The sequence below is a fragment of the Pseudomonas sp. ABC1 genome, from assembly GCF_013395055.1.
GTDB lineage: Bacteria > Pseudomonadota > Gammaproteobacteria > Pseudomonadales > Pseudomonadaceae > Stutzerimonas.
Map to the genome: position 1 here is coordinate 2,672,290 of NZ_CP058349.1, position 23,302 is coordinate 2,695,591.

General features: G+C 64.3%; 16 protein-coding genes. 6 read left to right on the plus strand and 10 right to left on the minus strand.

The window, feature by feature from the left end:
• Nucleotides 1-73: 73 nt before the first annotated feature.
• Nucleotides 74-4,135 carry a DEAD/DEAH box helicase gene (locus HW090_RS11680; RefSeq protein ID WP_179113699.1) on the minus strand — a complete coding sequence of 1,354 codons (4,062 nt, stop codon included), beginning with the start codon at nucleotides 4,133-4,135 and terminating at the stop codon, nucleotides 74-76.
• Nucleotides 4,136-4,198: 63 nt separating this feature from the next.
• Nucleotides 4,199-6,037, minus strand: coding sequence for a dihydroxy-acid dehydratase (ilvD, locus tag HW090_RS11685; protein WP_179113700.1), 1,839 nt, complete (start codon nucleotides 6,035-6,037; stop codon nucleotides 4,199-4,201).
• A 279-nt stretch (nucleotides 6,038-6,316) separates the two neighbouring features.
• Between ilvD and HW090_RS11690 the strand changes: the two genes are divergently transcribed.
• Entirely contained in the window at nucleotides 6,317-7,987 is a 1,671-nt protein-coding gene (locus tag HW090_RS11690) for a DUF4153 domain-containing protein (RefSeq protein WP_179113701.1), read from the plus strand.
• Between the two features lie 55 nt (nucleotides 7,988-8,042).
• On the opposite strand, the gene HW090_RS11695 is transcribed toward HW090_RS11690, so the two are convergent.
• The 7 genes from HW090_RS11695 to HW090_RS11725 form a co-directional block, all read right to left on the minus strand.
• On the minus strand, nucleotides 8,043-8,735 hold the full coding sequence (locus HW090_RS11695; protein WP_218673578.1) for an MgtC/SapB family protein: 693 nt from the start codon (nucleotides 8,733-8,735) through the stop codon (nucleotides 8,043-8,045).
• A gap of 133 nt (nucleotides 8,736-8,868) precedes the next feature.
• Nucleotides 8,869-9,777: a sulfurtransferase gene (locus tag HW090_RS11700; protein WP_179113703.1), complete on the minus strand. Its 909-nt coding sequence runs from the start codon at nucleotides 9,775-9,777 to the stop codon at nucleotides 8,869-8,871.
• Entirely contained in the window at nucleotides 9,774-10,442 is a 669-nt protein-coding gene (locus tag HW090_RS11705) for a hypothetical protein (RefSeq protein WP_179113704.1), read from the minus strand. Before HW090_RS11705 ends, HW090_RS11700 begins: the two co-directional genes overlap by 4 nt.
• 20 nt (nucleotides 10,443-10,462) lie before the next feature.
• On the minus strand, nucleotides 10,463-13,303 hold the full coding sequence (locus tag HW090_RS11710; protein WP_179113705.1) for a TonB-dependent receptor: 2,841 nt from the start codon (nucleotides 13,301-13,303) through the stop codon (nucleotides 10,463-10,465).
• Between the two features lie 85 nt (nucleotides 13,304-13,388).
• Complete coding sequence (locus HW090_RS11715; RefSeq protein ID WP_179113706.1) at nucleotides 13,389-14,300, minus strand: FecR domain-containing protein; 912 nt, start codon at nucleotides 14,298-14,300, stop codon at nucleotides 13,389-13,391.
• A gap of 3 nt (nucleotides 14,301-14,303) precedes the next feature.
• Nucleotides 14,304-14,810, minus strand: coding sequence for an RNA polymerase sigma factor (locus tag HW090_RS11720; protein WP_179113707.1), 507 nt, complete (start codon nucleotides 14,808-14,810; stop codon nucleotides 14,304-14,306).
• Between the two features lie 136 nt (nucleotides 14,811-14,946).
• A complete protein-coding gene (locus tag HW090_RS11725; RefSeq protein ID WP_179113708.1) occupies nucleotides 14,947-16,140 on the minus strand; it encodes a class I SAM-dependent rRNA methyltransferase in 1,194 nt (397 codons plus the stop codon).
• A 150-nt stretch (nucleotides 16,141-16,290) separates the two neighbouring features.
• On the opposite strand from HW090_RS11725, the gene rph reads away from it, so the two are divergent.
• The 3 genes from rph to HW090_RS11740 all read left to right on the plus strand — a co-directional run bounded on the left by rph (nucleotide 16,291) and on the right by HW090_RS11740 (nucleotide 20,073).
• A complete protein-coding gene (rph, locus tag HW090_RS11730) occupies nucleotides 16,291-17,010 on the plus strand; it encodes a ribonuclease PH (protein WP_179113709.1) in 720 nt (239 codons plus the stop codon).
• A gap of 92 nt (nucleotides 17,011-17,102) precedes the next feature.
• Nucleotides 17,103-19,661, plus strand: a complete 2,559-nt coding sequence (locus tag HW090_RS11735) for a diguanylate cyclase (protein ID WP_179113710.1) — start codon at nucleotides 17,103-17,105, stop codon at nucleotides 19,659-19,661.
• Nucleotides 19,662-19,695: 34 nt separating this feature from the next.
• A complete protein-coding gene (locus tag HW090_RS11740; protein WP_179113711.1) occupies nucleotides 19,696-20,073 on the plus strand; it encodes a DUF4870 domain-containing protein in 378 nt (125 codons plus the stop codon).
• A gap of 22 nt (nucleotides 20,074-20,095) precedes the next feature.
• Here HW090_RS11740 and HW090_RS11745 read toward each other — a convergent pair whose 3' ends face one another.
• Complete coding sequence (locus HW090_RS11745; RefSeq protein ID WP_179113712.1) at nucleotides 20,096-20,875, minus strand: exodeoxyribonuclease III; 780 nt, start codon at nucleotides 20,873-20,875, stop codon at nucleotides 20,096-20,098.
• Between the two features lie 91 nt (nucleotides 20,876-20,966).
• On the opposite strand from HW090_RS11745, the gene pyrE reads away from it, so the two are divergent.
• Both pyrE and HW090_RS11755 read left to right on the plus strand, forming a co-directional pair.
• Entirely contained in the window at nucleotides 20,967-21,608 is a 642-nt protein-coding gene (gene pyrE / locus HW090_RS11750) for an orotate phosphoribosyltransferase (protein ID WP_179113713.1), read from the plus strand.
• Between the two features lie 188 nt (nucleotides 21,609-21,796).
• A complete protein-coding gene (locus HW090_RS11755) occupies nucleotides 21,797-23,269 on the plus strand; it encodes a DUF3360 family protein (RefSeq protein WP_179113714.1) in 1,473 nt (490 codons plus the stop codon).
• Nucleotides 23,270-23,302 lie beyond the last annotated feature (33 nt).

The following is a 23,302-nucleotide window of genomic DNA, read 5'->3' on the forward strand; positions in this document are numbered from 1 at the left end:
ATGCCGTGCCACAAAGCCCCATCGTTGCGGTGGGGCTTTGCTCTATTGAAGCCGTAGCTCTCCCTGAATACCCTCATTGCCCCCTGAGCAACTGCAACAACGCATCCGCATCCAGCTTGCCGCTCATGTCGCCGCCGTCCAGCAGGCTGTCGGCGAGGTCGCGCTTGCGGCCGTGCAGGGCGACGATCTGTTCTTCGATGGTGTTCTCGGTGACCAGTCGGTAGATGGTCACCGGGCGCTGCTGGCCCATGCGGTGGGCGCGGTCGCTGGCCTGGTCTTCCACCGCCGGGTTCCACCAGGGGTCGAGGTGGATGACGTAGTCGGCGGCGGTCAGGTTGAGGCCGCTGCCGCCGGCCTTGAGGCTGATCAGGAAGACTTCGCCCTCGCCGGACTGGAAGGCCTCCACCGCCGCTTGGCGCGCCTTGGGCGGCGTGCCGCCGTCGAGGTACTGGTAGGCGATACCTTGCCGGTCGAGCCATTCGCGGACGATGGCCAGGTGGTCGACGAACTGGCTGAACACCAGCGCCTTGTGGCGGTTGTCCAGCAACTCCGTGACGATCTGCTGGAAGGCCCGCAGCTTGCTGCCGAGCAATGCCGAGCCGGGCAGCACCAGTGACGGGTGGCAGCAGAAACGGCGCAGGCGGGTGATCTCCGCCAGCACCTGGAGCGCCTGGCCATCTTTCTCGCCGGTGTTGGCGAGCTTGTCCACCGCCTGCTGGCGCAAGGCTTCGTATTGGTAGCTCTCGTCGTCGGACAGCGGCACCTTGTAGGTGATCTCGGTGCGGGCCGGCAGTTCGTCCAGCACCTGGCTTTTCAGGCGACGCAGGATGAATGGCTGGATCAGTTGCCTCAATGCCCGCCGGGCGCCGGCTTCGCCGTTTTCGATGGGGTTGGCGAAGCGCTGGGCGAAGCTGTCCTGGCTGCCGAGCAGACCGGGATTGATGAAGCGGAACAGGTTCCACAGTTCGCCCAGGTGGTTCTCCAGTGGCGTGCCGGTGGCGACTAGACGGAAGTCCGCCTGTAGCGCCATGGCGGCCTGGGAGCGTTTGCTCTGTGCATTCTTGATCGCCTGGGCTTCGTCCAGGACCACGCTGCTCCAGCGGATCGTGGCGAAGGCTTCGCTGTCCTGCTGCAACAGGCCGTAGCTGACGATCACCAGGTCGCGCGGGCCGAGGGCGTCGAGGCTGCGCTGGCGCTGGTAGTCGCGCAGTTGCAGGGTGGGTGCGAAGCGGTTGCTTTCGGCTTTCCAGTTGAGCGCCACGGAGGTCGGGGCAACGACCAGTTGCGGCCCCAGCGTGGCGCGGTGCAGCAGCAGGGCGAGGGTCTGCACGGTCTTGCCCAGGCCCATGTCGTCGGCCAGGCAGGCTCCGACACCCCATTGCGCCAGGCGCGCCAGCCAGGTGAAACCTTCCTGCTGGTAGTCGCGCAGCTCGGCTTGCAGGGTGCTGGGCAATTGCGGCTGGTAGTGACGCAGGGATTCGAGGCGGTCGAGGTGGGCCTGCCAGTCGGCACCGGCCTTGAATTCACCGACTTCATCCGCCAGCGATGCCAGCATGGGTGCGGTCAGCGGGCTCAGGCGCAGGCCGTCATCGCTGACCCGTTCGGCCAGGTGGGCCAGTTCGTCGAGACGCTTGCGCAGGCTGTCGCCGATGCTCAGCCAGTCGTTCTCGCCGATTTTCAGGAAGCGGCCGGGGCTGGCCTGCAACAGTTCCAGCAATTGCCGCAGTTGCAGCACCTTGCCGTCATCCAGGGTGATGCTGCCCTGCAACTGGAACCAGTCGCCCTGCTGCTTGAGGCCGAGCCTCAACTGCTGGAGGCCGCTGCGGCCCTTGAGGCGCATACGTTCGCCTTCGGGCCAGACGCATTGCAGGCGCTCGCCATCCAGCGCCTGCAATTCGCTGAGCACTTGCAGGGCGTCCTGCGGCTGCTCCAGGTGCCATTCCTGGCCATCGCTGTCGGCCCGGGCCAGGCCGGGGCAGGCGTCGAGTGTCTGTTGCAGTGTGTGGTGTTCGCTCTTCAGGTCGCGCACCGCTTGCACGGTACGGCCTTCGACCTCGCCCAGCAGGCGTTCACTGCCATGCCCAGGGCGGAACCAGCCGCCCTCGGCCAAGGGGCGCACCAGCAGTTGCAGGCGCAGGCCTTCGGCCAGGGGCAGCAGGTGGGCATAGAGGCGTGTGTCGGCGGCGATTTCCTCGACGCTGCCAGCCAGGCCAGGCAGGTCCGAGTGGATCGGCAGCAAGGGTGCGATGGCGCTGACGGCGTCCACCAGTTGGCCCTTGGCCGCGCTTGGAACGCGCAGGCCCTCGCCGACGATATCGGCAATCTGCCGCAGTTCGCGGGTGACCGGGTAAATCTGCAGGCGTGTCGGGGTTTCCCACTGGATGAAGTGGTCGCTGGCCTGTTCGATGCCTTCTGGTTCGAGCCGCAGGTGGATGCCATCCTGCTCGGCCCGCAGGTTCAGGCTGGGCTGGCCGGCGACCAGGTCGATACGGACGTCCGGGGCATCGCGACGGAACAGCGCCGAGTGGCCGATCAGGCGCAACAGGGCCGGCCCCACGGGCAGTTCGTAGTGGGTGCCGCCGTAGTAGGCGCTGCTGGCCTGGATCAGTTGGGCGACCTGGCGATCCTGTTCCTGCAGGAAGTCCAGGCTGTCGGTTTCATCGCGCAGCCGCTTGAGCGCCACGGCCTTGCCCTTGCTCCACTGTCCGCGTACACCGAGGCGCTGTTCGCGTGGTTCCAGGCTCTGGTAGTAGTGATCGAGGTCGAGCAGCCAGATCAGCCGTGCCTGGCGCGGCGTTGCGGCAGCGCTGGCATTGGCGGGTGCGGCCTTGAGGCGCCCGAGGGCTTCGAGTGCGTACTGCCAGGACTCCTTGCGCTGGTGCAGTTCCAGCAGGGGCGTCAGGCCCTGTTCACGGTGCAGGTCCGGCAACTGGCGGGGCAGGCCGAACTGGCGCGCGATCAGGGCATCGTACTCGGCGGCCAGCCAGTGGTAGCCCTTGGCCGAGAGCTGCTCGCGGTGCTGTTGCAGGTGCTTGCACCAGTTGCTGCCATTGGCGTTGGCACTGTCCTGCCAGTACAGGCACAGGGCGCTCAGCAGCCCTTCGAGGCCCGGCAGTTCTGCCGGCGGATGGATGTCGTAGGGCTGATGGCCGTTGGCGGCCTGGTTGAGCATGTGGTCGAGGATACGGAAGCAGGGCGCGGAAAAGCCCTTCGACTCCTGGCGAGCCAGTTGCTTCAGTTCCGTGTAGCGGTCGCCCTGGCCGATCAGTGCCAGGGCGTGCAGGACATTGATCGGGCTGGGCTGCTCGACCTTGCGCTTGCGTGTCTGCTTGCGCACGGCCGCCATCCACTCCTGCAGGCATTCCAGGGACCGTTGCGAGTCGCCCTGCAGCAGGGGTTGCAGCAACGGCAGCAGAATGCAGTCGGCGCCATAGCGTTCGAAGGCGGCCCAGTCGCCACGGTAGAGCGCCTGCTGGGTGATTTGCTGGCGCAGCAGTGGCGAGGGTTCGGGCTGTTGCAGGGCAAGTTCGTAGACCTTCGTCGCCTCCCCAGGGCACTGGTTGTGCCAGAACAGGCAGGTTTCCAGCAGCAGCATGCGCAGGGGCTGGTCGAGGGTTTCGTAGAGCCTCCAGCCTTGCTCGCTTGAGAGCAGCAGGCCCAAGGGATGGGCCTGGTTGCACTGGTCGAGGTCGAGCATGGTGCTCAGGGCGCCCAGGCAGTTGTCGACGGCATGCGCATCGTCACGCAGCAGGCCGCTCCATATGCCCCAGTGCAGGTGCTCGAGGCTCGGTCCATTCCAGGCTTGCGGCGGGAGTGTGGCGTCCAGACGCTCCAGCCAACTGTCGAGGATCCGCGACTGGCGCAGGTGCAGCAGGACGGTACAGCGAAGGTTCGGGGTCAGCCGGTAGCGGTCACCGGTCTGTTTCTGCGGCGGCGGCAGTTTCAGGATGAGGCCTTGCTTGTGCAGGGTCTCCAGTTGCTGGGCGAGGCTGTCGGCATCGAGCAGGCGACCGCTGTCGGTGCGGCACTGCAGGGTACGCAACCGCTTGAGCAGAGCGGACCTGGTTTGGTCTGAGAGGGTTGCCAGGCTGTAGAGCAGGGGAAGTTGTTGCTCGCTTGCCTGGAAACCACTCATTCATGCACTCCGTTCGCTTGCTCAAGAAGATTGTCGTTGCCGCTGCCGCAGCCCCCTCCGGGGTCAGCCGTCCAGCAAGGCCTTGTTGCGTACCGCACCCTTGTCGGCGCTGGTCGCCAGCAGGGCATAGGCCTTGAGGGCTGTCGAGACCTTGCGCGCACGCGGTGCGACGGGCTTCCAGCCCAGTTTGTCCTGCTCGGCGCGGCGAGAGGCCAGCTCCTCGTCCGATACCAGCAGGTTGATGCTGCGGTTGGGGATGTCGATCAGCACCTTGTCGCCGTCGCGGACCAGGCCGATGGCACCCCCGGCAGCTGCTTCCGGCGAGGCGTGGCCGATGGACAGGCCGGAAGTACCGCCGGAGAAGCGACCGTCGGTGAGCAGTGCGCACTGCTTGCCCAGGCCCTTGGACTTCAGGTAGCTGGTGGGGTAGAGCATTTCCTGCATGCCCGGGCCGCCTTTGGGGCCTTCGTAGCGGATGATGACGATGTCGCCGGCCTTGATCTCGTCATTGAGGATGCTCTTCACCGAGCTGTCCTGGCTTTCGAAGATGCGGGCATTGCCCTCGAACACCAGGATCGATTCGTCGACGCCGGCGGTTTTCACCACGCAACCGTCCAGGGCGATGTTGCCGTACAGCACGGCCAGGCCGCCTTCCTGCGAGTAGGCATGCTCGACCGAGCGGATGCAGCCGTGCTCACGGTCATCGTCCAGGCTCGGCCAGCGGGTGCTCTGGCTGAACGCGGTCTGGGTCGGGATGCCGGCCGGGCCTGCCTTGAAGAAGGTGTGCACGGCTTCGTCGTCGGTCTGGGTGATGTCCCACTGGGCGATGGCAGCGGCCATGCTCGAGCTGTGCACGGTCGGCAGGTCGGTGTGCAGCAGGCCGCCACGGGCCAGCTCGCCGAGGATGGAGAAGATGCCACCGGCGCGGTGCACGTCTTCCATGTGGTACTTCTGGATGTTCGGCGCGACCTTGCACAGTTGCGGCACCTTGCGCGACAGCGCGTCGATGGCGCGCAGGTCGAAGTCGACCTCGGCCTCCTGGGCGGCGGCCAGCAGGTGCAGGATGGTGTTGGTCGAGCCACCCATGGCGATGTCCAGGGTCATGGCGTTCTCGAATGCCTTGCGGCTGGCGACGTTACGCGGCAGGACCGACTCGTCGCCTTCGCCGTAGTAACGCTGGCACAGCTCCACGGCCAGGCGGCCGGCACGCAGGAACAGTTGCTCGCGGTCACTGTGGGTGGCGAGGGTCGAGCCGTTGCCGGGCAGGGCCAGGCCGAGGGCCTCGGTCAGGCAGTTCATCGAGTTGGCGGTGAACATGCCGGAGCATGAGCCGCAGGTCGGGCAGGCGCTGCGCTCGTATTCGGCGACCTTCTCATCACTGGCCGCATCGTCGGCGGCGATCACCATGGCATCGACCAGGTCCAGGCCGTGGCTGGCGAGCTTGGTCTTGCCGGCTTCCATCGGGCCGCCAGAGACGAACACCACCGGGATGTTCAGGCGCAGGGCGGCCATCAGCATGCCGGGGGTGATCTTGTCGCAGTTGGAGATGCAGACGATGGCGTCGGCGCAGTGGGCGTTGACCATGTACTCGACGGAGTCGGCGATGATCTCGCGGCTCGGCAGCGAATAGAGCATGCCGTCGTGGCCCATGGCGATGCCATCGTCCACGGCGATGGTGTTGAACTCCTTGGCCACGCCGCCGGCTCTCTCGACTTCACGGGCGACCAGTTGGCCCATGTCCTTCAGGTGGACGTGGCCAGGCACGAACTGGGTGAAGGAGTTGGCGATGGCGATGATCGGCTTCTTGAAGTCTTCATCCTTCATCCCGGTGGCACGCCAGAGTGCGCGGGCACCGGCCATGTTGCGGCCATGGGTGGAGGTTTTCGAGCGATAGTCGGGCATGTTCGATGTCCTGCGGCTAATCAGGTAATGAGCGTTTATATGTCGGGTGAGCGGGTCGGCGGTCTATGGCCGCGTCCGGAAGTGGGCGTGGGGCGGTACGGGATCACCGTCCGCCCGGGCCTGGCTCACGAGCCTGCCGGAGGATGCCTGGCGAGGAATGGGCCGATTCTACGCCGCGCGGGCTGGAGGGGAAAGGCGAGGGCGATTTTAGCGCTGGTCTTTCGTGACTACCGCCGAAGGTTTATAAGACGCAATCCTATTTGCGGAGGCGTCCACGTCATGAGCATTTCCCGATCGCCCTGGGCCTATCTGGCCATTGGCCTGGTCCAGGGGGAGCTGTTGTTTCTCCTCTCGGCCCGATTTGTCGAGTCCGCTGGCGGGCGGACCCTGCTCTACGCTGCGTGTGCGGCGGCACTGGTGGGCGGGTTGCAGATGCAGTTGCTCTGGGGGCGTCTGCGCCAGGCCCGCAGTTGGCTGCCGGTGCTGGGCTCTGCCCTGTTGTTCGCGGCCTTGGCGGGCTGGTTCGTCTGGCAGTTCAACCGGCGCTGGGGATTTGACGCGCCCTATGGGTTCGGTTTTGCCAGTGCACTGATGTTGGGGCTGCTGCTGTATACGCTGTGCCCCTTCGTGCAGGCCTGGACGACCCGCCAAGGCTGGCGTTTCGATTACCACGCGCTCTACGGTCATGCCTGGAACAATGCCCTGATGCTGCTTCTGGCCGGGTTGCTGGTGGGGGCGTTCTGGCTGTTGATATGGCTGTGGAGCACGCTGTTCGCCATGCTCGGGATCGACCTTTTCAAGCGCCTGTTCCTCAATAGGATGTTCGTCAGCCTGAGCATCCCGATGGTCTTCGCCCTGGGCCTGCGGATCGGTCTGGAGCGTGTCCAGGTCATCGACGCGCTGCGCTCGGTATTGCTGGGCCTGTGCCGTCTGCTGCTGCCGTTGAGTTCGCTGATCATCCTGCTGTTTCTGCTCAGCCTGCCGCTTACTGGCTTGCAGCCGCTCTGGCAGACGGGCAGCGCCACGGCGATCCTGTTGTCGTTGTTGCTGGCGCAGGTCCTGTTGGTCAACGGTGTCTTTCAGGATGGCCGCCAGGAGAGCCGTTACCCGAGGTGGCTGCACGGGGTCATTTGCCTGGGGCTGCTCGGTTTACCCGTGCTGGCTGGCCTGGCCGGGTATGCCCTGTGGCTGCGGATCGACCAGTATGGGCTGACAGTCGAGCGCTTCTTCGCCGTGCTGATTACCCTGGTGTGTGCCTTGCACGCCTTGGCGCTGGCCATCGCGACACTGCGGCGAACGCAGCCTTGGCTGGGTTCGCTGGTGGCCAGCAACCCGCCGCTGGCCTTGTTCAGCGCCGCCCTGATGGCGTTGTCGCAAACGCCTTTGCTCAGCCCGCTGGAGTTCAGTGCCGCCAACCAGTACCAGCGGCTGCTCGATGGACGGGGGAATGAAGGTTCGCTCGAACAGTTGCGCCTGCGTCTCGGCGAACCGGGGCAACGACGCTACCAGGCGCTCAAGACGTTGATGGAAAATCCGCAAGACGCGCCCGAGGCGTTGCAAGGGCTGATCTCGCTGCGTAAGCCGCCAGCGCCAAGAAAGGCGACCGCCGAATGGCTGGGGGAGCCCGTGCCAGGAGCCGAGGCGCTACTGGAAGAGCGAAACCTGTCGTGGAAGTGCCAGCGCCCCGGATGTTTCCTGATGGCGCTGGACCTGGATGGCGATGGCCAGGATGAGGTGCTTTCGGTCGATGCAACCGATGAGCGGCCTCAGGGGGCGTTGTTCGCTCGAGGGGCGGATGGCCGCTGGCGGCGTTTGAGCATGATGGATGGCCTGGGGCGGCTCTCGTCTCAGGAGTTGCTCGAGCACCTGCGCGAGGGGCGTTTCAGCCTGGAACCGCTGCGTTATCCGATACTGAGGATCGGTAAGGCGAGCCTCCGACCGGGGGAGTGACGCAGCGAACACCTGGGCGGCTCGCTGCATGAGCCGCCCAGGTTTTCATTCCGTATCAGCCTGGCGAATGCTCGGCCCGCCAGCCGGCGGCGGTGATGCTCGGTTCCAGGCTCAGGCGGCCCACCAGTTGTTCCAGTAGCTCATCCTCGCGGCGCAGGCTGAATACCGTGGCGCTGACTTCGACCAGGCCGCTGCCGTCCAACGCGTGGCTTTCCAGGTATTGCAGGCGCAGCTTGCGGTGGCCGATGCCTTTGAGCAGCAGGCTGCGGATATGCGCTTCGTCGTTCGACTTGCAGGTCAGGTCGACACGGTAGAACTGCTCGCCCGGCGAGGCGTGCAGGGTGTGCCGGTTGATCAGGTTGGCCAGCGGATGGAGGATCAGGTTGGTCAGCAGGATCAACCCGCCAACCTGGATGGCCAGCAGGCCATGGCCGGCGCCCGCCAGGGTGCCGACCGCCGCTGAGCACCAGAGTGTGGCGGCAGTGCTCAGGCCGCGCACCGAAAGCCCGTCGCGCAGGATCACCCCGGCACCGAGGAAGCCGATGCCCGAGACCACCTGGGCGGCCACGCGGGTCGGGCTGCTGTCGCCGTCGACCAGCAGCGACAGGCTGGTGAAGGTCGCCGCGCCGAGGGCCACCAGCGAATTGGTGGTCATGCCGGTGAGGCGATGTCGCCATTGGCGTTCCAGGCCGATACAGGCGCCGATCAGGGCCGCCAGGGCGAGGTGCAGGAGTATGTCGCTGCTCAGGGGCGATGCTGCGAGCATGGGCGGCGTGTCCTCTGTCCATGAAAACCGCCAGCTTCGGGCCTTGCCCGGTCGTCTGCAAGAGGGCGCGCTGATTTAGACACACGCCCCCGCAGTGCACATGACTTCCGGCTGCTTACAAGCCGCGCCAGACCTGCCCGGACGGGTTGTCGATGGGTACACCGACGGCGTTGCCGTATTCGGTCCAGGAGCCGTCGTAGTTGAGCGTCGGGTAGCCGAGCAACTTGGCCAGGGCGAACCAGCTGTGACTGGAGCGCTCGCCGATGCGGCAGTAGGTGACCACCGGTGTACTGCCATCGACGCCGACGGCCTGGTAGATACGCCGCAGTTCATCGACCGGCTTGAAGGTGCCGTCCGCGTTCACCAGTTGGCTCCAGGGCACGTTGACCGCCCCCGGCACGTGCCCGGCGCGCATCGACAGTTCCGTGGAGCCGGGCGGTGCGATCACCTGGCCCAGGTATTCAGCTTCCGAGCGGATATCCACCAGCTTGCCGGGCGCCTTTTCCTCGGCGATGGCGACGACATCCGCCAGCCGTGCCCGGTGCCGCTCGGAGAGCGGTGCCAGGGTCAGGTTGCCAGGTTTGGCAGTGGAGGGTGCCCGGGTCAGCGGACGGCCTTCGGCCTCCCATTTGACCCGCCCACCGTCGAGCAGCTTCACCGCGTCGAGGCCATAGGCGTCCAGCACCCAGATGCCCCAGGCGGCGAACCAGTTGTGGTTGTCGCCGTAGAGCACCAGGGTGTCGCCCTGGGAGATGCCGGCCTTGCGCAGCAAGGCTTGCAGTGCGTCGCGGCTGGCGATGTCGCGGCGCAGCGGATCGACCAGATCGGTGTGCCAGTCCAGGTTGTGCGCGCCGGGGATATGGCCGAAGTCGAACTGCTCCGGCACCACGCTGACTTCGAGGATCTTGACCTTGTCGTCATGCAGGTGGGCTTCCAGCCAGGCGGTGTCGACCAGCGGCGAAGCCTGGAGCGCACTGGCGACCAGGCTCAGCAGGCCGGCGAGGGCCACATGCAGCGCTCTCATGGCTGTGCCCCGGCATTCAGGGAGTTGGCCAGTTCCAGCAGGCGGCTGGCGATGCCGTCCGTGGCTGAGGCGCTGAACAGTGCGTAGCCCCTGTCGGCGCCTTGCCAGGCCAGGAAGGTAGCGCCCTGGCCGTTGCTGTCGATACTGCGCTGCAACCAGGCGGGCCGGTCGCCGACCAGCAGGTTGACGCGATCGCGGCTGAGGGAGAAGCCTTCCTTGCCCTGGCTCGGGTAGTAGTCGCGCAGGTTGAGGAGGGTGCCCTCGCAATTGAAGGTGACGAACTGGCCGGGTACGCCCTGGCCGGCAGCGATCTTCAGGCCGCAGACCTGGTTGCACTGGTCCAGCAGCGACTGGCTGACGTGGTAGGAGAGCGAGCGCATGGCCGGTTGGCCACTGTCGTCGTGCGGCAGGCGCAGCTCGATCAGCACGTTCTCGAAGTCCTGGAAGGTGGCGCCCGACGGCCCCTGGCGCACGGCGATACGGTCTGGCGCTTGGCTGTTCAGGCGCAGTTCGTCGATGGGCAGGGCGACCGGCGAGTTGGCCTGTTCATGACCGGCGGTGGCCGGCAGGGTCGCCAGCCGCTCGGCGAGCTGGCGGTCGGGGTTGCTGGCGCAGCCGGCCAGCGCCAGGGCGAGGCCCAGCGTGCAGAAGGTGAAGAGTTTCACGATGACTCCTTGGTCAGGCATCAGAAGCGGTAGCCCACTTCCAGGGTGTAGTTGCGCCCCAGTTCATAGTCGATCTCGGCGGTGAGGCTGGTGGAACTGCTGCTGCCGATGGTGTTGCGGCGGTTGAGCAGGTTGCCCACATCGAGATTGACGAATGCGGCCTCGGTTTTTCCCAGCGGCAGTTCCCAGCCGACGCGCGCGTCCCAGGTCAGCGCCGAGCCGATGTCCTTTTCCACGTAGTTGTAGATGTTCTGACCCTGGTAGGGCGTGCGACCGTTGCGGATGACCTGGGAGTAGCCGTCGCGCCAGTTGAGGAAGTTGCCGAGGGTCAGGTTGAGGGCGGGAATCCGTGTGCTGGTGACCAGGCGTGCGGACCAGGGCCGGGTGAAGTTGTCCACCGGGATCTCGTAGGTCCTCATCGGCTTGCCTTTGTAGAGCACCAGGGTTTCGTCGAAGTCGTCGTCGTAGGAGCGGTTGGACGATTCGATGTCACTCCAGCTGAACGACAGCGAGCCGTCGGTGTGCGTCCCGTAGAGGCTGAGGGTGCGCAGTGGGGTGATGGTCAGGTAGTAGTGGCGGCTGTCGGTGCTGCCGTCGTTGGTGTACTCGTAGTAGGTGGTGGCCAGGTCCGGGCGGCTGCCGTTGTTGCTCACCGGGCGGCGGTGGAGCTGGTCTTCGCCGTTGCGATGCACGTAGCGCAGCGAGAACAGCGTGTCGAAGAACACTTGCTCCACGCCCAGGGTCAACTCGTCGTCGTAGGGTGTCTTGAGGTCGGACAGGTCGGTGGTGTTCTTGGCCGCCAGTACACGGTCGCCGAACTCCAGCGTCGAGGTGTTGCGCAGCGAGTAGTAGCGCAGCCCTTCGCGGCCTTCGCGCAGGCGGATATCGAAGATGTCGCGGCCGTAGTAGCGGTTGGCGCCGGCGATCAAGCGGGTGTTGCCGTTGCCCAGCACGTCCCAGGTCAGCGCCAGGCGTGGCGCGAGGTTGAGGTCGTTGGCGAAGTCGTTGCGCTCGGTGCGCAGGCCGGCCCGGACATTGAGGTTGCGCCACTGGATGCTGTCATCGACGAAAGCGGCCCAGGAGTCCTGCTCGACTTCGATCTCACCCGGTACGTAGTAGTACAGGCGGCGGAACATCTGCCCCTGGCCGCTGGGCCATGCGCTGAAGGTATTGGCCAGTACTGGCGAGGTGGAGCAGTACTCGCTGTCGACCTGGCCGCTGGCGGTGGTGCAGGTGCCGGTGGCGATCAGGTCGACACCGTTGGCCTGGATGTACTCCTTGTCGCGGCCATAGCTGGCCTTGGTGCGGTCCAGGCTTACGCCGAGCTTGACGTTATGCTGTGTGGCTGCGATCTGGAACGCTTGCAGGTCGAGCTTGAGGTCGTAGCCGAGGCGTTTCTGCGTCTGTTCGATATTGCCGTAGGTGCCCTCCATGGCGGCGTTCCAGCGCTGAGTGGGGTCGGCCCAGTTCTTGTCCGCCGAGTAGTACCAGGCCTTGAAGTAGTCGGCGCCGTTCTGCCGCGACTGCTCCAGCTCGGACCAGGAGAGGACGTGGTGCCAGACACCCCAGTCGCCTTGCCAGTCGGCATTGAAGATCGTCTGCAGGCCGCCGGATTCCATTTCGAAGGCACCGTCGAGGGTGTTGATGTTGAAGTGTTCGGCTTCCTGCGGCGCGTAGTTCAGGGTGCTGCCCAGGGTCAGGCGGTCGTTGACCTGCCAGACGCCTTTCAGGAACAGGTTGTCGACCGTCTGCGAGAGGTCGGTGCGGGTCGGCGCGCTGACGCCGTTGTTGGCCTGTTCGCGGGCATAGATGTTCTTGTCGAAGATGTCCGACTGGCGGCGTACCACGCTGCCGATCAGGCCGATGTTGTCGGTCGGGTGGCCTTCGAGGGTGGCGCGGTAGGTCAGCGTACGGAATTTCGGCTGGATATCGGCGTTTCCGTCAGCATCGCCGGAGTCATAGAAGTCGTCGCGGTAGCGGTCGTCGATGTGGTACTCGGTCCAGCTGTCCTTGGTGATGCTCATCGACAGGCTGCCGGACAGTTCGCGCTTGGGCTGGCGGGTCTGGGCGTCGATTACGCCACCGGTGAAGCCGCCGTATTCGGCAGGCACGTTGCTGTCGTAGACATCCAGCGATTGCAGCAGCGAAACGTCCAGGTTCATGCCCTGGCTGGTGTTGGCCGGCAGGTCGGTGAACGAGGAGTTGGCCGGGGTTTTCTTGCCGCCGGGGTTGATGTCGTTGTTCATGCTCACGCCGTCGACCGAGAAGCGGTTGTCCCAGTACTTGGCGCCGTTGATGGAGACGTTCTCGGCGGACAGGTCGGCCGGCGTCTTGCTGCTCATCGAGTTCTTGTCGAAGGCGACGGCCGGGTGCTGGCGCAGGGCTTCGGCGATCTGTCCCTGGCGGATGGGCATGCTTTGCAGATGTTCGCGGTCATAGCGGGTGGTGCCCTGTGGCAGGCTGCCCTCGTCGACCACCAGGGTGTTCTGCAGCAGCACGCTCTTGGCCTGGTCCGGGCCGGGCAGCAGCATCAGCGAGCCATCGTCCTGGCGTTCCCAGGTGATGTTGAGGCCGGCCAGCAGGTGCGTCAGGGCGCTCTGCACGCTCATCTCGCCATGCAGGCCATGTGACGGCGTACCGTCCGGGATCAGCCCGCTGTCGAAACTCAGGCGCAGGCCGGCCTGCTGGGTGAAGGACAGCAGGGCTTCCGGCAGAGGTTGTGGGGCGATGTTGAAGCTGTGACGTTGCTCCAGGTAGACGTTGTCCGTGGCATCGGCCATGAGGACGGAGGGCGCGGCGAAGGCCAGGCCGATAGCGAGGGCGAGTCTGTGGAGGCGTTTGGCAGATAAATTATTGTGCACGCTTTTCTTCCTGTCTGGATGAGATGCATTCGCATGTCATGGGGAAGACGGAGCGTGCGGATTTTTTTCCCAGGTTTTTTTCGCGTCAGTGTTTTTTCGTGTCGATCAGCAGCAGGTTGGGCCAGACATGACGCACCTGGCCGCCGTGCGGGCGCACCATGGAGGCCAATGCCTGCTCGGGTTGGTTCAGGTCGTAGAGCCCGGTCACGCGCTGTTGGCCGAGGGTGCTGTCGCGCAGCCAGACGAAACCGGTGTGGGCCGCGGCGACTTTGGTGACCAGGCTGTCGATGGTTTCGTTACGGGCCACCAGGAGGTTGTCCCGCCAGGGTGCGATCGGCCCGATGATGTCGGCAGGGCGGGCTTCCTGAAGGTGTTGAGGATCGACCGTGAGCATCTGCCCCGGCCCGAGTTCCTGCCAGTGGCTGCCGCCACTGCCGACCCGCACCCGGCCATGCTCGACGGCGACTTGCACGCGGTTGTCCTGCAATTCCACGGCGAAGGCGGTGCCCACGACGCGCACCTCGATACCTGAGGCCGTCACCGTGAAGGGGCGCGAACTGTCGGGTGCTACCTCGAAGAAGGCGGCTCCCTTGTGCAGGATCACCTGGCGCCGGTCCGCATCGATATGGCGCTCCAGGCGTGTCTCGGCGATGGACCAGATGCGGCTGCCATCCGCGCTCGACAGGGCTTCGCCTGGCGTGTGGCTGGGCAGAGCCAGCCATGTGACGAATACCGCGAGCATGACGCAGGCGGCGCTGGCCATGGCCAGTGGGCGCGTGCGCAAGCCCCTGCCGGGCCAGTGGCGGCGGGTTGCCGGTTGCAGCTCGCCAGTCAATTGCCACATGGCGTGGACCGCGTCCCAGCTCTCCTTGTGCAGTGGGTGCGCCGCCAGCCAATGGCGATGGCGCAGGCGCAGCAGCGGGTTACGGGGCGACTGGTGCAGGCGCATCTGCCAGTCGAGAGCCTGCATCTCGGCTCGTTCACGTGAGTCGGACATCGATCAGCCATGCTCCTTGAGTGCATGCAGGCAGCGTTGCAGTGTTGAGTGAACCAGACGGTGGGCCGAGCTGGACGATATACCCAGGTGGCTCGCGATCTGCTGCAGGGTATAGCCGCCGAAACGGTGCATCTCGAAGGCGGTGCGGGCATCTGCATCGAGTGTGTCCAGTACGCTTTCGAGGCGCTCCAGAGAGCTGCTCTGCTGTGCGGCACTGGCCGGGTCCGGTGCGTCGGAGACGGCATCCTCTGCGTTCTCCAGCGGGCAAAGCCAGCGTTGTTCCGTCTGTTGGCTGCGCAAATGGTCCAGCGCCAGATTGCGCACCATTCTAAACAGGTAGCCGGTTGGTTGCTGCACCTCTTCCAGTGAATGCCGCTCGAATTTGAGCCAGGCCTCCTGCACCAGATCCTCGGCGGTTTCCCGGGAATGGAGCAGGGCGTTGGCGTAGTTGATCAGTTCGCACCTGTGGCGCAGGAACAGATGCAGGCGTTCTTCGCTGGGGACGGACACGACAGGGGGTTCCGGAGAGTGTTTGCGTCCGTGGATTCTGATGGCAAATGGGAATTATTTGTAGTGGCATCGACCATGGTTGCATGTTCGCCCCTGTCACCGGCCTGGTTCTGCGGTCGGTGACAGGGACGCAGGCTCAACTGGGCAGCAGTCTGCAGGTCAGGCTCTTGATATAGCGCGTCTCGGCGATGGCCGGGTGTACCGGGTGGTCCGGGCCCTGACCGCCGCGCTCCAGCAACTGGATATTGCGGTCCAGATGGCGTGCGCTGGAGAGCAGGATGTTCTGCAGATCGTCTTCGGGCAGGTGCATCGAGCAGGAGGCGCTGACCAGGATGCCGTCCTTGCCGAGCATGCGCATGGCGTGCTCGTTCAGGCGGCGGTAGGCCGCTTCGCCATTCTTCAGGTCTTTCTTGCGTTTGATGAACGCGGGTGGGTCGGCGATCACCACGTCGAAGCGTTCCTGGTTGGCCTTGAGTTCGCGCAGCGCTGCGAACACATCGCCTTCGACACAGGTGACTTTCTCCGCCACGCCGTTGAGCGCGGCATTGCGCTCGACGCCGTCCAGCGCAAGGGCGGACGCATCCACGCACATCACTTCGCTGGCGCCGAACACGGCGGCCTGCACACCCCAGCCACCGATGTAGCTGAACAGGTCGAGTACGCGTTTGCCTTGCACGTAGGGCGCCAGGCGCGCGCGGTTCATGCGGTGGTCATAGAACCAGCCGGTCTTCTGGCCGGCGATGACCGGAGCTTCGAAGCGCACGCCGTTCTCTTCCAGCGCGACCCATTCGGCCACTGAGCCGTGCACGACCTCGGTCTGCCGCTCCAGCCCTTCCGCGTCGCGGGCGCTGGTGTCGTTCTTGAAGAAGATGCCGCTGGGCTTGAGGACCTTGATCAGCGCCTCGATCAGCGCTTCCCGGTTGCGCTCCATGGTGGCCGAGTTGAGTTGCACCACCAGGGTGTCGAAGAAGCGGTCGACCACCAGCCCCGGCAGCAGGTCGGAGTCACCGTAGACGAGGCGGTAGCACGGCTTGTCGAACAGGCGCTCGCGCAGCGACAGGGCCACTTGCAGGCGATGCACCAGCAGCGACTTGCTCAGCGGGTGCTCGACGTCGCGCGACAGCAGGCGGGCGCAGATCAGGTTGTTCGGGCTCAGGCCGACGATGCCCAGGGGCTTGCCCGTCGCGGTTTCGAGGATCGCCTGGTCGCCGGCGGCAAAACCGCCCAGGGGGGTGCTGGCGGTGTCCACTTCGTTGCTGTAGACCCACAGGTGGCCTGCACGCAGGCGTCGGTCGGCATTGGCTTTTAGGCGCAGGCTGGGCAGGGTCATCGGTGGCGCTCCGGGTAAAGGGCGCGATTATAGAGGATCGCGCGGCGCTTCCGTGGGCGATTTGAGTTGTTACACAGGGTAGCCGCGCCACCTATTGCCGGACAGCCTCTATATAATGCCCCGAGCCCCCATCAGAAACAGGATTACCCAATGAAACGACCCAGTGGCCGTGTTGCCGACCAACTGCGATCGATCCGTATCACCCGTCACTACACCAAGCATGCCGAAGGATCGGTTCTGGTCGAGTTTGGCGACACCAAGGTCATCTGCACCGCCAGCGTCGAGAATGGCGTGCCGCGTTTTCTCAAGGGGCAAGGACAAGGCTGGCTGACCGCCGAATACGGCATGCTGCCACGCGCCACCGGCGAGCGTACCCAGCGCGAGGCGAGCCGTGGCAAGCAGGGCGGCCGCACCCTGGAAATCCAGCGCCTGATCGGCCGTTCGCTGCGCGCCGCGCTGGACATGAGCAAGCTGGGCGAGAACACCATCTACATCGACTGCGATGTGATCCAGGCCGACGGCGGCACGCGCACTGCATCGATCACTGGCGCCATGGTCGCGCTGGTCGACGCCCTGGCCGCGTTGAAGAAGCGCGGCGGGCTCAAGGGCGAGCCGCTGAAGCAGATGGTCGGCGCTGTGTCCGTCGGTATCTACCAGGGTGAGCCGGTGCTGGACCTGGATTATCTGGAAGACTCCGCGGCGGAAACCGATCTCAACGTGGTCATGACCAACGCGGGCGGCTTTATCGAAGTCCAGGGAACCGCGGAGGGTGCACCGTTCACTGGCGAGCAGTTCAACGCCATGCTGGCGCTGGCGGACAAAGGCCTGCAAGAGCTGTTCGCCATTCAGCAGGCGGCCTTGCAGGCGTAAATGCCATACCCGCCGTGCCCCCTTCGGGGCGCGGCATCTATTGGCGCATGCTTGTCGTGCCCACTCCGACGCACATTTCCAGGTGATGCCGAGTGCCAGCCTTGCGCAGTTTTTCTTCTCGTGTACTCCTGTCGTTGCTCCTGGTGCTGCTGGCCTGCCTGCTCTACTGGGGATTCCTGCTGCACTCGTTCCGTGTTCAGTTGAACTATGCGGAAGAGCAGACGCGCCTGCGGGCCGCGCAGATGTCGGATGCGCTGACCTCCCAGGTGAGCACCCTGATGTCAGGTCTTGAATACCTGGTCCGCAGTCTTGGGACCAAATACCAGACCGGTGAAATGGGCTATTTCCGGCTGTCGGTGAGCAATGCCCTGGATATCTTCCCCAAGGGCAGCATCGCCCAGATCGCCGTGGCCGATCGCCAGGGCGACATCGTTTATTCTTCGCTGGGCGCACCGGATGGCGCGAAGGTTTCCATCGCCGATCGCGAGCACTTCAAGGTGCATGCCAGTGGCCGACCCGCGGCCCTGTTCATCAGTCGTCCCTTGCTGGGGCGGCTTTCCGGGCGCTGGACCATCCAGCTGTCGTACCCCTTGTACCGGCAGGGCGAGTTCGACGGTGCACTGGTGGTGTCGGTTTCCCCTGATTACATCTCGGACTATTTCCGACTGGTGTTCACCGAGAGCAAGGATGTCGCGATCCTGTTCCGTGACGACGGCAGTTACCTGGCGCGCTCCAGCTTCCAGAATCGCGTGATGAATACCCTCGCCTACCAGATGCGCGACTTCACCCGGGACCCGAGCATGCGCGACGGTCAGTATCGCTATACCTCCGACATCGATGGCATCGAGCGTGACTATGCCTGGCGTCGCCTGGATGCGTACCCGTTGGTGGTCAGCATCGGTCTGGACCGTGAACGTGCGTTGCGCGATGTACGTGCCCAGGTCGACGCGACCCTGTGGGGCAGTCTGGCCGGCACACTGCTCGTGCTGCTGACCAGCCTGGGTATCGCCGTTCTCTTCGTGCGTTTGCGAGAGGAGCGCGGTTTGCTCAGTGAAAGCGAGAAACGCCTGGGGCTGGCGTTGGAAGGCGGCGGAATGGGCTCCTGGGAGCTGGACTTCGCGAGTTGTGACGTCACCCTCGATGTTCGGTTGCTGAGGATGCTGGGGTTGCCGACTGGCACCGAGCAGCGCAGCTTTCAGGTATTCGAGGAACTGGCGCATCCGGACGACCTGCCGGCGGTGATCGAGGCGATGCGCCTGCATGTGGCGGGCGATAGCGATATTTTCGAGTGCGAATGCCGCTTGCGTCACAGCAATGGCGTTTACCTGCACACGGCTGGGCGGGCGAAGGTCATTGAGCGTGACGAAGAGGGCAAGCCCCGGCGGATGGCTGGCGTGCAACTGGACATCACGCAGAGCGTGACCCAGCGGAACATGCTCAGTGCGCTCTTCGATAATAATGCCGCCGAGATCTTCCTGGCCTCCAGTGACCGCTTTATTCGCCTGGCCAACCAGCGTGCGGTCGATCGTTTCTCCGCCAGCGGTGCTTCGCTCAATGGCCAGAATTTCCGCGTGATCCACGGTGATGATGCGAGTTATGAGGCCTTTCACACGATCTACGGAATGCTTCGTGACAACGGCAAGGTGCAGGTCGAATACCCCTTGCGCGATGCCCAGGGGCAGAAGCGCTGGTTCTCGATCCAGGGCGCCTTGCTGGAGCCGGGGCGCGCGGACGGCGATGTGATCTGGACCATGGTCGATGTCACCGAGCGGCGCGAGGCCGAGTTGGCACTGTCTGCCGTGCGTGTGCGGCTGCAGGCGGTCATCGAGCATTTTCCGGGTGGGGTGCTGGTCGAGGACGAAACCGGTCATATCCTGCTGGCCAACCAGGTGCTGCTGGATATGTTCGGGCTGGACGTCTCGCCAGAGGCATTGGTCGGGCAGCCCGGTTCCAGTCTGGAGGCGCTGCTGCCCTTCGACCTCCAGTCGCGGCCTTCCGGCGAGGCGGACGCTGACGTGGCGCTGGATGACGGGCGTACCTTGCGAGTTGTCGTGATTCCGGTCCAGCATCGGGCCGGGCATGTCGGGCACCTGCGCATCTTCCACGACATCACCGAGCGTCGCCGCTGGGAGCAGGACCTCGAACGCATGGCCATGACCGACCCCTTGACCGGGCTGGCCAATCGCAACGCCTTTATGTCACGGATGCAGTTGGCGCTGGGGCAGCCGACCCGAGGGGAGGACGTCGGTGCCCTGCTGATGCTCGACCTGGACCACTTCAAGCGCGTCAACGACAGCTTCGGGCATGCCGCGGGCGATCAGGTGCTGGTGTACCTGGCGCGTATCCTGCGGGAAGTCTTGCGTGCGAGCGATACGGTCGGTCGGCTCGGCGGGGAGGAGTTCGCCGTGTTGCTGCCGTCGACCGGGAGAGCCGGGGCATCGATGCTGGCCGAGCGCCTGCGCAACCGGCTCGAGCAGAGCGCTGTCGAAGTGGACGGAGCGCGTATATTCGTCACCATGAGCATCGGCATCGCCATGTTCGATGGCGATATCAAACACATCCTGGCGCGGGCCGACGAAGCACTCTACAAGGCCAAGGCCAATGGGCGGAACCGGGTGGAGTTCGCGTCGGATGACGACCACCAGGCCTGATCTGGTCCTGGCCACGGATAAGCGAATGGAGAGCATGAACATGAACGAACAGGAGCGGCAGCCACTCGATCACCAGACCCGGCAGTGGGCGATGTTCTGCCACTTCTCGGCGGCACTGGGGTTCGTCTTCCCCTTCGGTAATCTGTTCGGGCCGCTGATCGTCTGGCAGATCAAGAAGGACCAGCATCCGTTCATCGAGGAGCAGGGGCGTGAGGCGATGAACTTCCAGATCACCGTGGCCATCGCGCTGGCCGTCAGCCTGTTGCTGATGCTGGTGGTGATCGGTTTTATCCTGGCCGGGATCGTCATCATCGGTGCGATCATTCTGGGGGTGATCGCCGGTATCAAGGCCAACGAGGGAGTCGCCTACCGTTATCCGTTCTGCTGGCGGCTGATCAAGGCGCCGGATTGACGGGGCCGTCGTTCGCTGGACCCTAGATGCTCAGGGTCCAGTCGTAGTCGACGATCATCGGGGCGTGCTGGGAGAAGCGCGGCTGGCTGGGCAGGCGTGCATTGCGCACACAGCGGCGCATGCCGGGGGTCAATATCTGGTAGTCGAGGCGCCAGCCCAGGTTGAGCAGTTGGGCCTGCTCGCTGTCCGCCCACCAACTGTAGAGATCACCTTCGCGGTTCACTTCGCGCAGGGCATCGACATAGCCCATGGTGCCGAAAACCTCGTCCAGCCAGGCGCGCTCTGGAGCCAGGAAGCCAGGCTCCTGCTGGCATTCGCGCCAGTTCTTCACATCCAGCTTCTGGTGCGCCACGTACAGGGAACCGCAGTAGATGTATTCGCGGCGCTTGCGGCGCTGCTTGTCCAGGTAGTGGCCGAAGTCGTCCATGAACTTGAACTTCTGGTTCAGGTTTTCGTCACCGCCATGCCCGGAAGGCATCAGCAGGGTGGCGATGCTCACCTTGTCGAAGTCCGCTTGCAGGTAGCGACCGTAGCGATCCGCCGTTTCGAAACCCAGCCCGGTGATGATGGCCTTGGGTTGCAGCCTGGAATACAGCGCGACGCCCCCTTGCTCCGGGATCTCGGCATCGCAGGCGTAGAGGAAATAACCGTCCAGTTGATAGGCTGGATCATCGAGTTCCAGGCCGGAGACGCGGGTATCCTGCAGACAGATGACATCGGCATTCTGAGCCTGCAGCCAGCTGAGCAACCCCCGCTGTACCGCCGCCTGAATGCCATTCACGTTGACGCTGATAATCCGCATAAATGGCCCCTAGAAACACGTGCGTGTATGATAACTCAAGCACTTGGCAATTAGCTAAAAGCTCTATTCAAGACTTCCGGGAAATCGTTTCATGCAGGCGTATCAGCGCGAATTCATCCGTTTTGCCATCGAGCGTGGCGTGTTGCGCTTTGGTGAGTTCACTCTCAAGTCGGGGCGTACCAGTCCGTATTTCTTCAACGCCGGGCTGTTCAACAGCGGTGCGGCCCTGGCGCAGTTGGGGCGTTTCTACGCGTCGGCCATCGTCGACAGCAAGATCGATTTCGACGTGCTGTTCGGCCCGGCCTACAAGGGTATTCCTCTGGCGGCGGCCACCGCCGTGGCGCTGGCCGAGCAGCATGGGCGCGACCTGCCCTGGTGCTTCAACCGCAAGGAAGCCAAGGACCATGGCGAAGGCGGCTCCCTGGTCGGTGCGCCGCTGCAAGGGCGGGTGCTGATCATCGATGACGTGATCACGGCCGGTACGGCGATTCGTGAAGTGATGCAGATCATCCAGGGCCAGCAGGCCCAGGCGGCGGGCGTGTTGATCGCCTTGAACCGCCAGGAGCGGGGCCAGGGCGAACTGTCGGCGATCCAGGAAGTCGAGCGTGACTACGGGATGCCGGTGGTCAGCATCGTCTCGCTGTCGCAGGTGCTGCAGTACCTGTCCGAGGATGCCGAGTTGAAGCGTCACTTGCCAGCCGTCGAGGCCTACCGTACTCAGTACGGGATCTGACTGGTATTCGCCCGGGCATCGTGTTGCAGCGATGCCTGTCACTCTCGCTTGTTTGCCTGACAAGTCGAATCGCTTCGCTTTCTCAATAACAGATGGAAAGGCTCTAGATCAATAGTTTCAAGGTATCGGTCCGAAGGTCGCGATAACCCTGTATCTTCGTCGGATTTTATATCGAGCGACGAAGCGCCATGAGTGAATCCAGAGAAACCTACCAGTCATTGCACAAGCCAAGACAGGCATTCGAATCCCGTGCTGCCTATCTTGATCATGAACTGGAGATCATGGCGCCCAGACGCTGGCGACCCAATTTGCCTTGGCGTGACTATCGTTTCGAGGTAGAGGACTGGGTCCCCGCAATGGCGGCCACTATTGGCAAGATCGTCATGGTGGCGGCTGTCGTGGCGGCATTCGCCGGGCCGTTGGGGCTTTCCAGCGAGTTCGTCATCGAGAACGCTCGCTATGAAATGCTGATTGCCGCCGTTCTCTTCGTACTGCTTTTTTCCGGCTTTTTGAATCCCTCTGCCAACCTGGCGGGAACGCATGGGCCGCTGATTCCCTTGATTCCCCTGATTGTCGCTTCCGGTGGTCATCCCATGGCGCTGGGCATAATGGTCGGCGTGCTGGGCTTCACCTTGGGCGTCTTTCGTGGCGGGAGCCTGCTGGCGCGCCTGACCAGTGATGGTGTGTGCGGTGGCTTGCTGCTCTTCCTTGGTTTCATCGGCATGACATCGCAGATCCAGAGCCTGCTGGCCTGGGCCGAGACGTTCGACAAGGCATACATCGCCTTCATCGTGATCTTCGCGACCATTGTCATGTATGCCTACCTGGAGCATATCCGTATGCGCTGGCTGGCCATTCCGCTGGGGGCTCTGCTTGCGGCCTGCATTGCTTTTGCGTTGGGAGCACCGTTCGAATTCTCTACGGAGCCCGGCGTGCCCAACCTCAATCCGGCCTACTGGTGGGGCGAGGACACCGGCTGGAAACTGGGGTTGCCAGAGTTCCACCACTTCGTGGCGGTTGCGCCTTTTGCCGTGCTGGCCATCGCCATGTGGTCGCCGGATTTCCTGGGGCACAGGGTGTTTCAGGAACTGAATTATCCGCCGAAGGCAAAGAAGGTACTGATGAACATCGACGACACCATGTGCGTCGCCGCCGTGCGCCAGGTCGTCGGTACATCCCTGGGTGGGGGCAACCTGGCATCGTCCTGGGGGACTTACATGGTCCCGGCGGCGATTGCCAAGCGTCCGATCCCGGCAGGAGCCATCCTGACCGGCGTGCTCTGCATCCTGGCGGCTCTGCTGGGTTACCCGATGGACCTTGCCATCTGGCCACCCGTGTTGAGTGTTGCCTTGATGGTCGGTGTCTTCCTGCCTCTGCTCGAGGCCGGCATGCAGATGACGCGCGAGGGCAAGACCTCGCAGTCGGCTGCAATCGTGATTTTCTCGTCCGCGCTGGTCAATCCGGTCTTCGGCTGGTCGCTGACTGTGCTGCTGGATAACCTGGGCCTGGTTGGAGACAAGGAACGAGGCCGTGGCCTGAGCCACACCGATCGCTGGGTCATCCCGCTGCTGGTCTTCGTCATCCTGTGTGGCGTGATGGCCGCCATTGGCATGTTCCCGGGCATCCCGGCGCTACTGCCTTCTTTCCGCGGCCTGGAGTGACACGAAAAAGGGAGAGCCGAGGCTCTCCCTTTT

What these genes read in the sequence shown, in the direction of transcription:
- HW090_RS11680 (WP_179113699.1), bottom strand. Translation starts at nt 4,135, where the DNA reads ATGAGTGGTTTCCAGGCAAGCGAGCAACAACTTCCCCTGCTCTACAGC.
- ilvD (WP_179113700.1), bottom strand. Translation starts at nt 6,037, where the DNA reads ATGCCCGACTATCGCTCGAAAACCTCCACCCATGGCCGCAACATGGCC.
- HW090_RS11690 (WP_179113701.1), top strand. Translation starts at nt 6,317, where the DNA reads ATGAGCATTTCCCGATCGCCCTGGGCCTATCTGGCCATTGGCCTGGTC.
- HW090_RS11700 (WP_179113703.1), bottom strand. Translation starts at nt 9,777, where the DNA reads ATGAGAGCGCTGCATGTGGCCCTCGCCGGCCTGCTGAGCCTGGTCGCC.
- HW090_RS11715 (WP_179113706.1), bottom strand. Translation starts at nt 14,300, where the DNA reads ATGTCCGACTCACGTGAACGAGCCGAGATGCAGGCTCTCGACTGGCAG.
- HW090_RS11725 (WP_179113708.1), bottom strand. Translation starts at nt 16,140, where the DNA reads ATGACCCTGCCCAGCCTGCGCCTAAAAGCCAATGCCGACCGACGCCTG.
- rph (WP_179113709.1), top strand. Translation starts at nt 16,291, where the DNA reads ATGAAACGACCCAGTGGCCGTGTTGCCGACCAACTGCGATCGATCCGT.
- HW090_RS11740 (WP_179113711.1), top strand. Translation starts at nt 19,696, where the DNA reads ATGAACATGAACGAACAGGAGCGGCAGCCACTCGATCACCAGACCCGG.
- HW090_RS11745 (WP_179113712.1), bottom strand. Translation starts at nt 20,875, where the DNA reads ATGCGGATTATCAGCGTCAACGTGAATGGCATTCAGGCGGCGGTACAG.
- pyrE (WP_179113713.1), top strand. Translation starts at nt 20,967, where the DNA reads ATGCAGGCGTATCAGCGCGAATTCATCCGTTTTGCCATCGAGCGTGGC.
- HW090_RS11755 (WP_179113714.1), top strand. Translation starts at nt 21,797, where the DNA reads ATGAGTGAATCCAGAGAAACCTACCAGTCATTGCACAAGCCAAGACAG.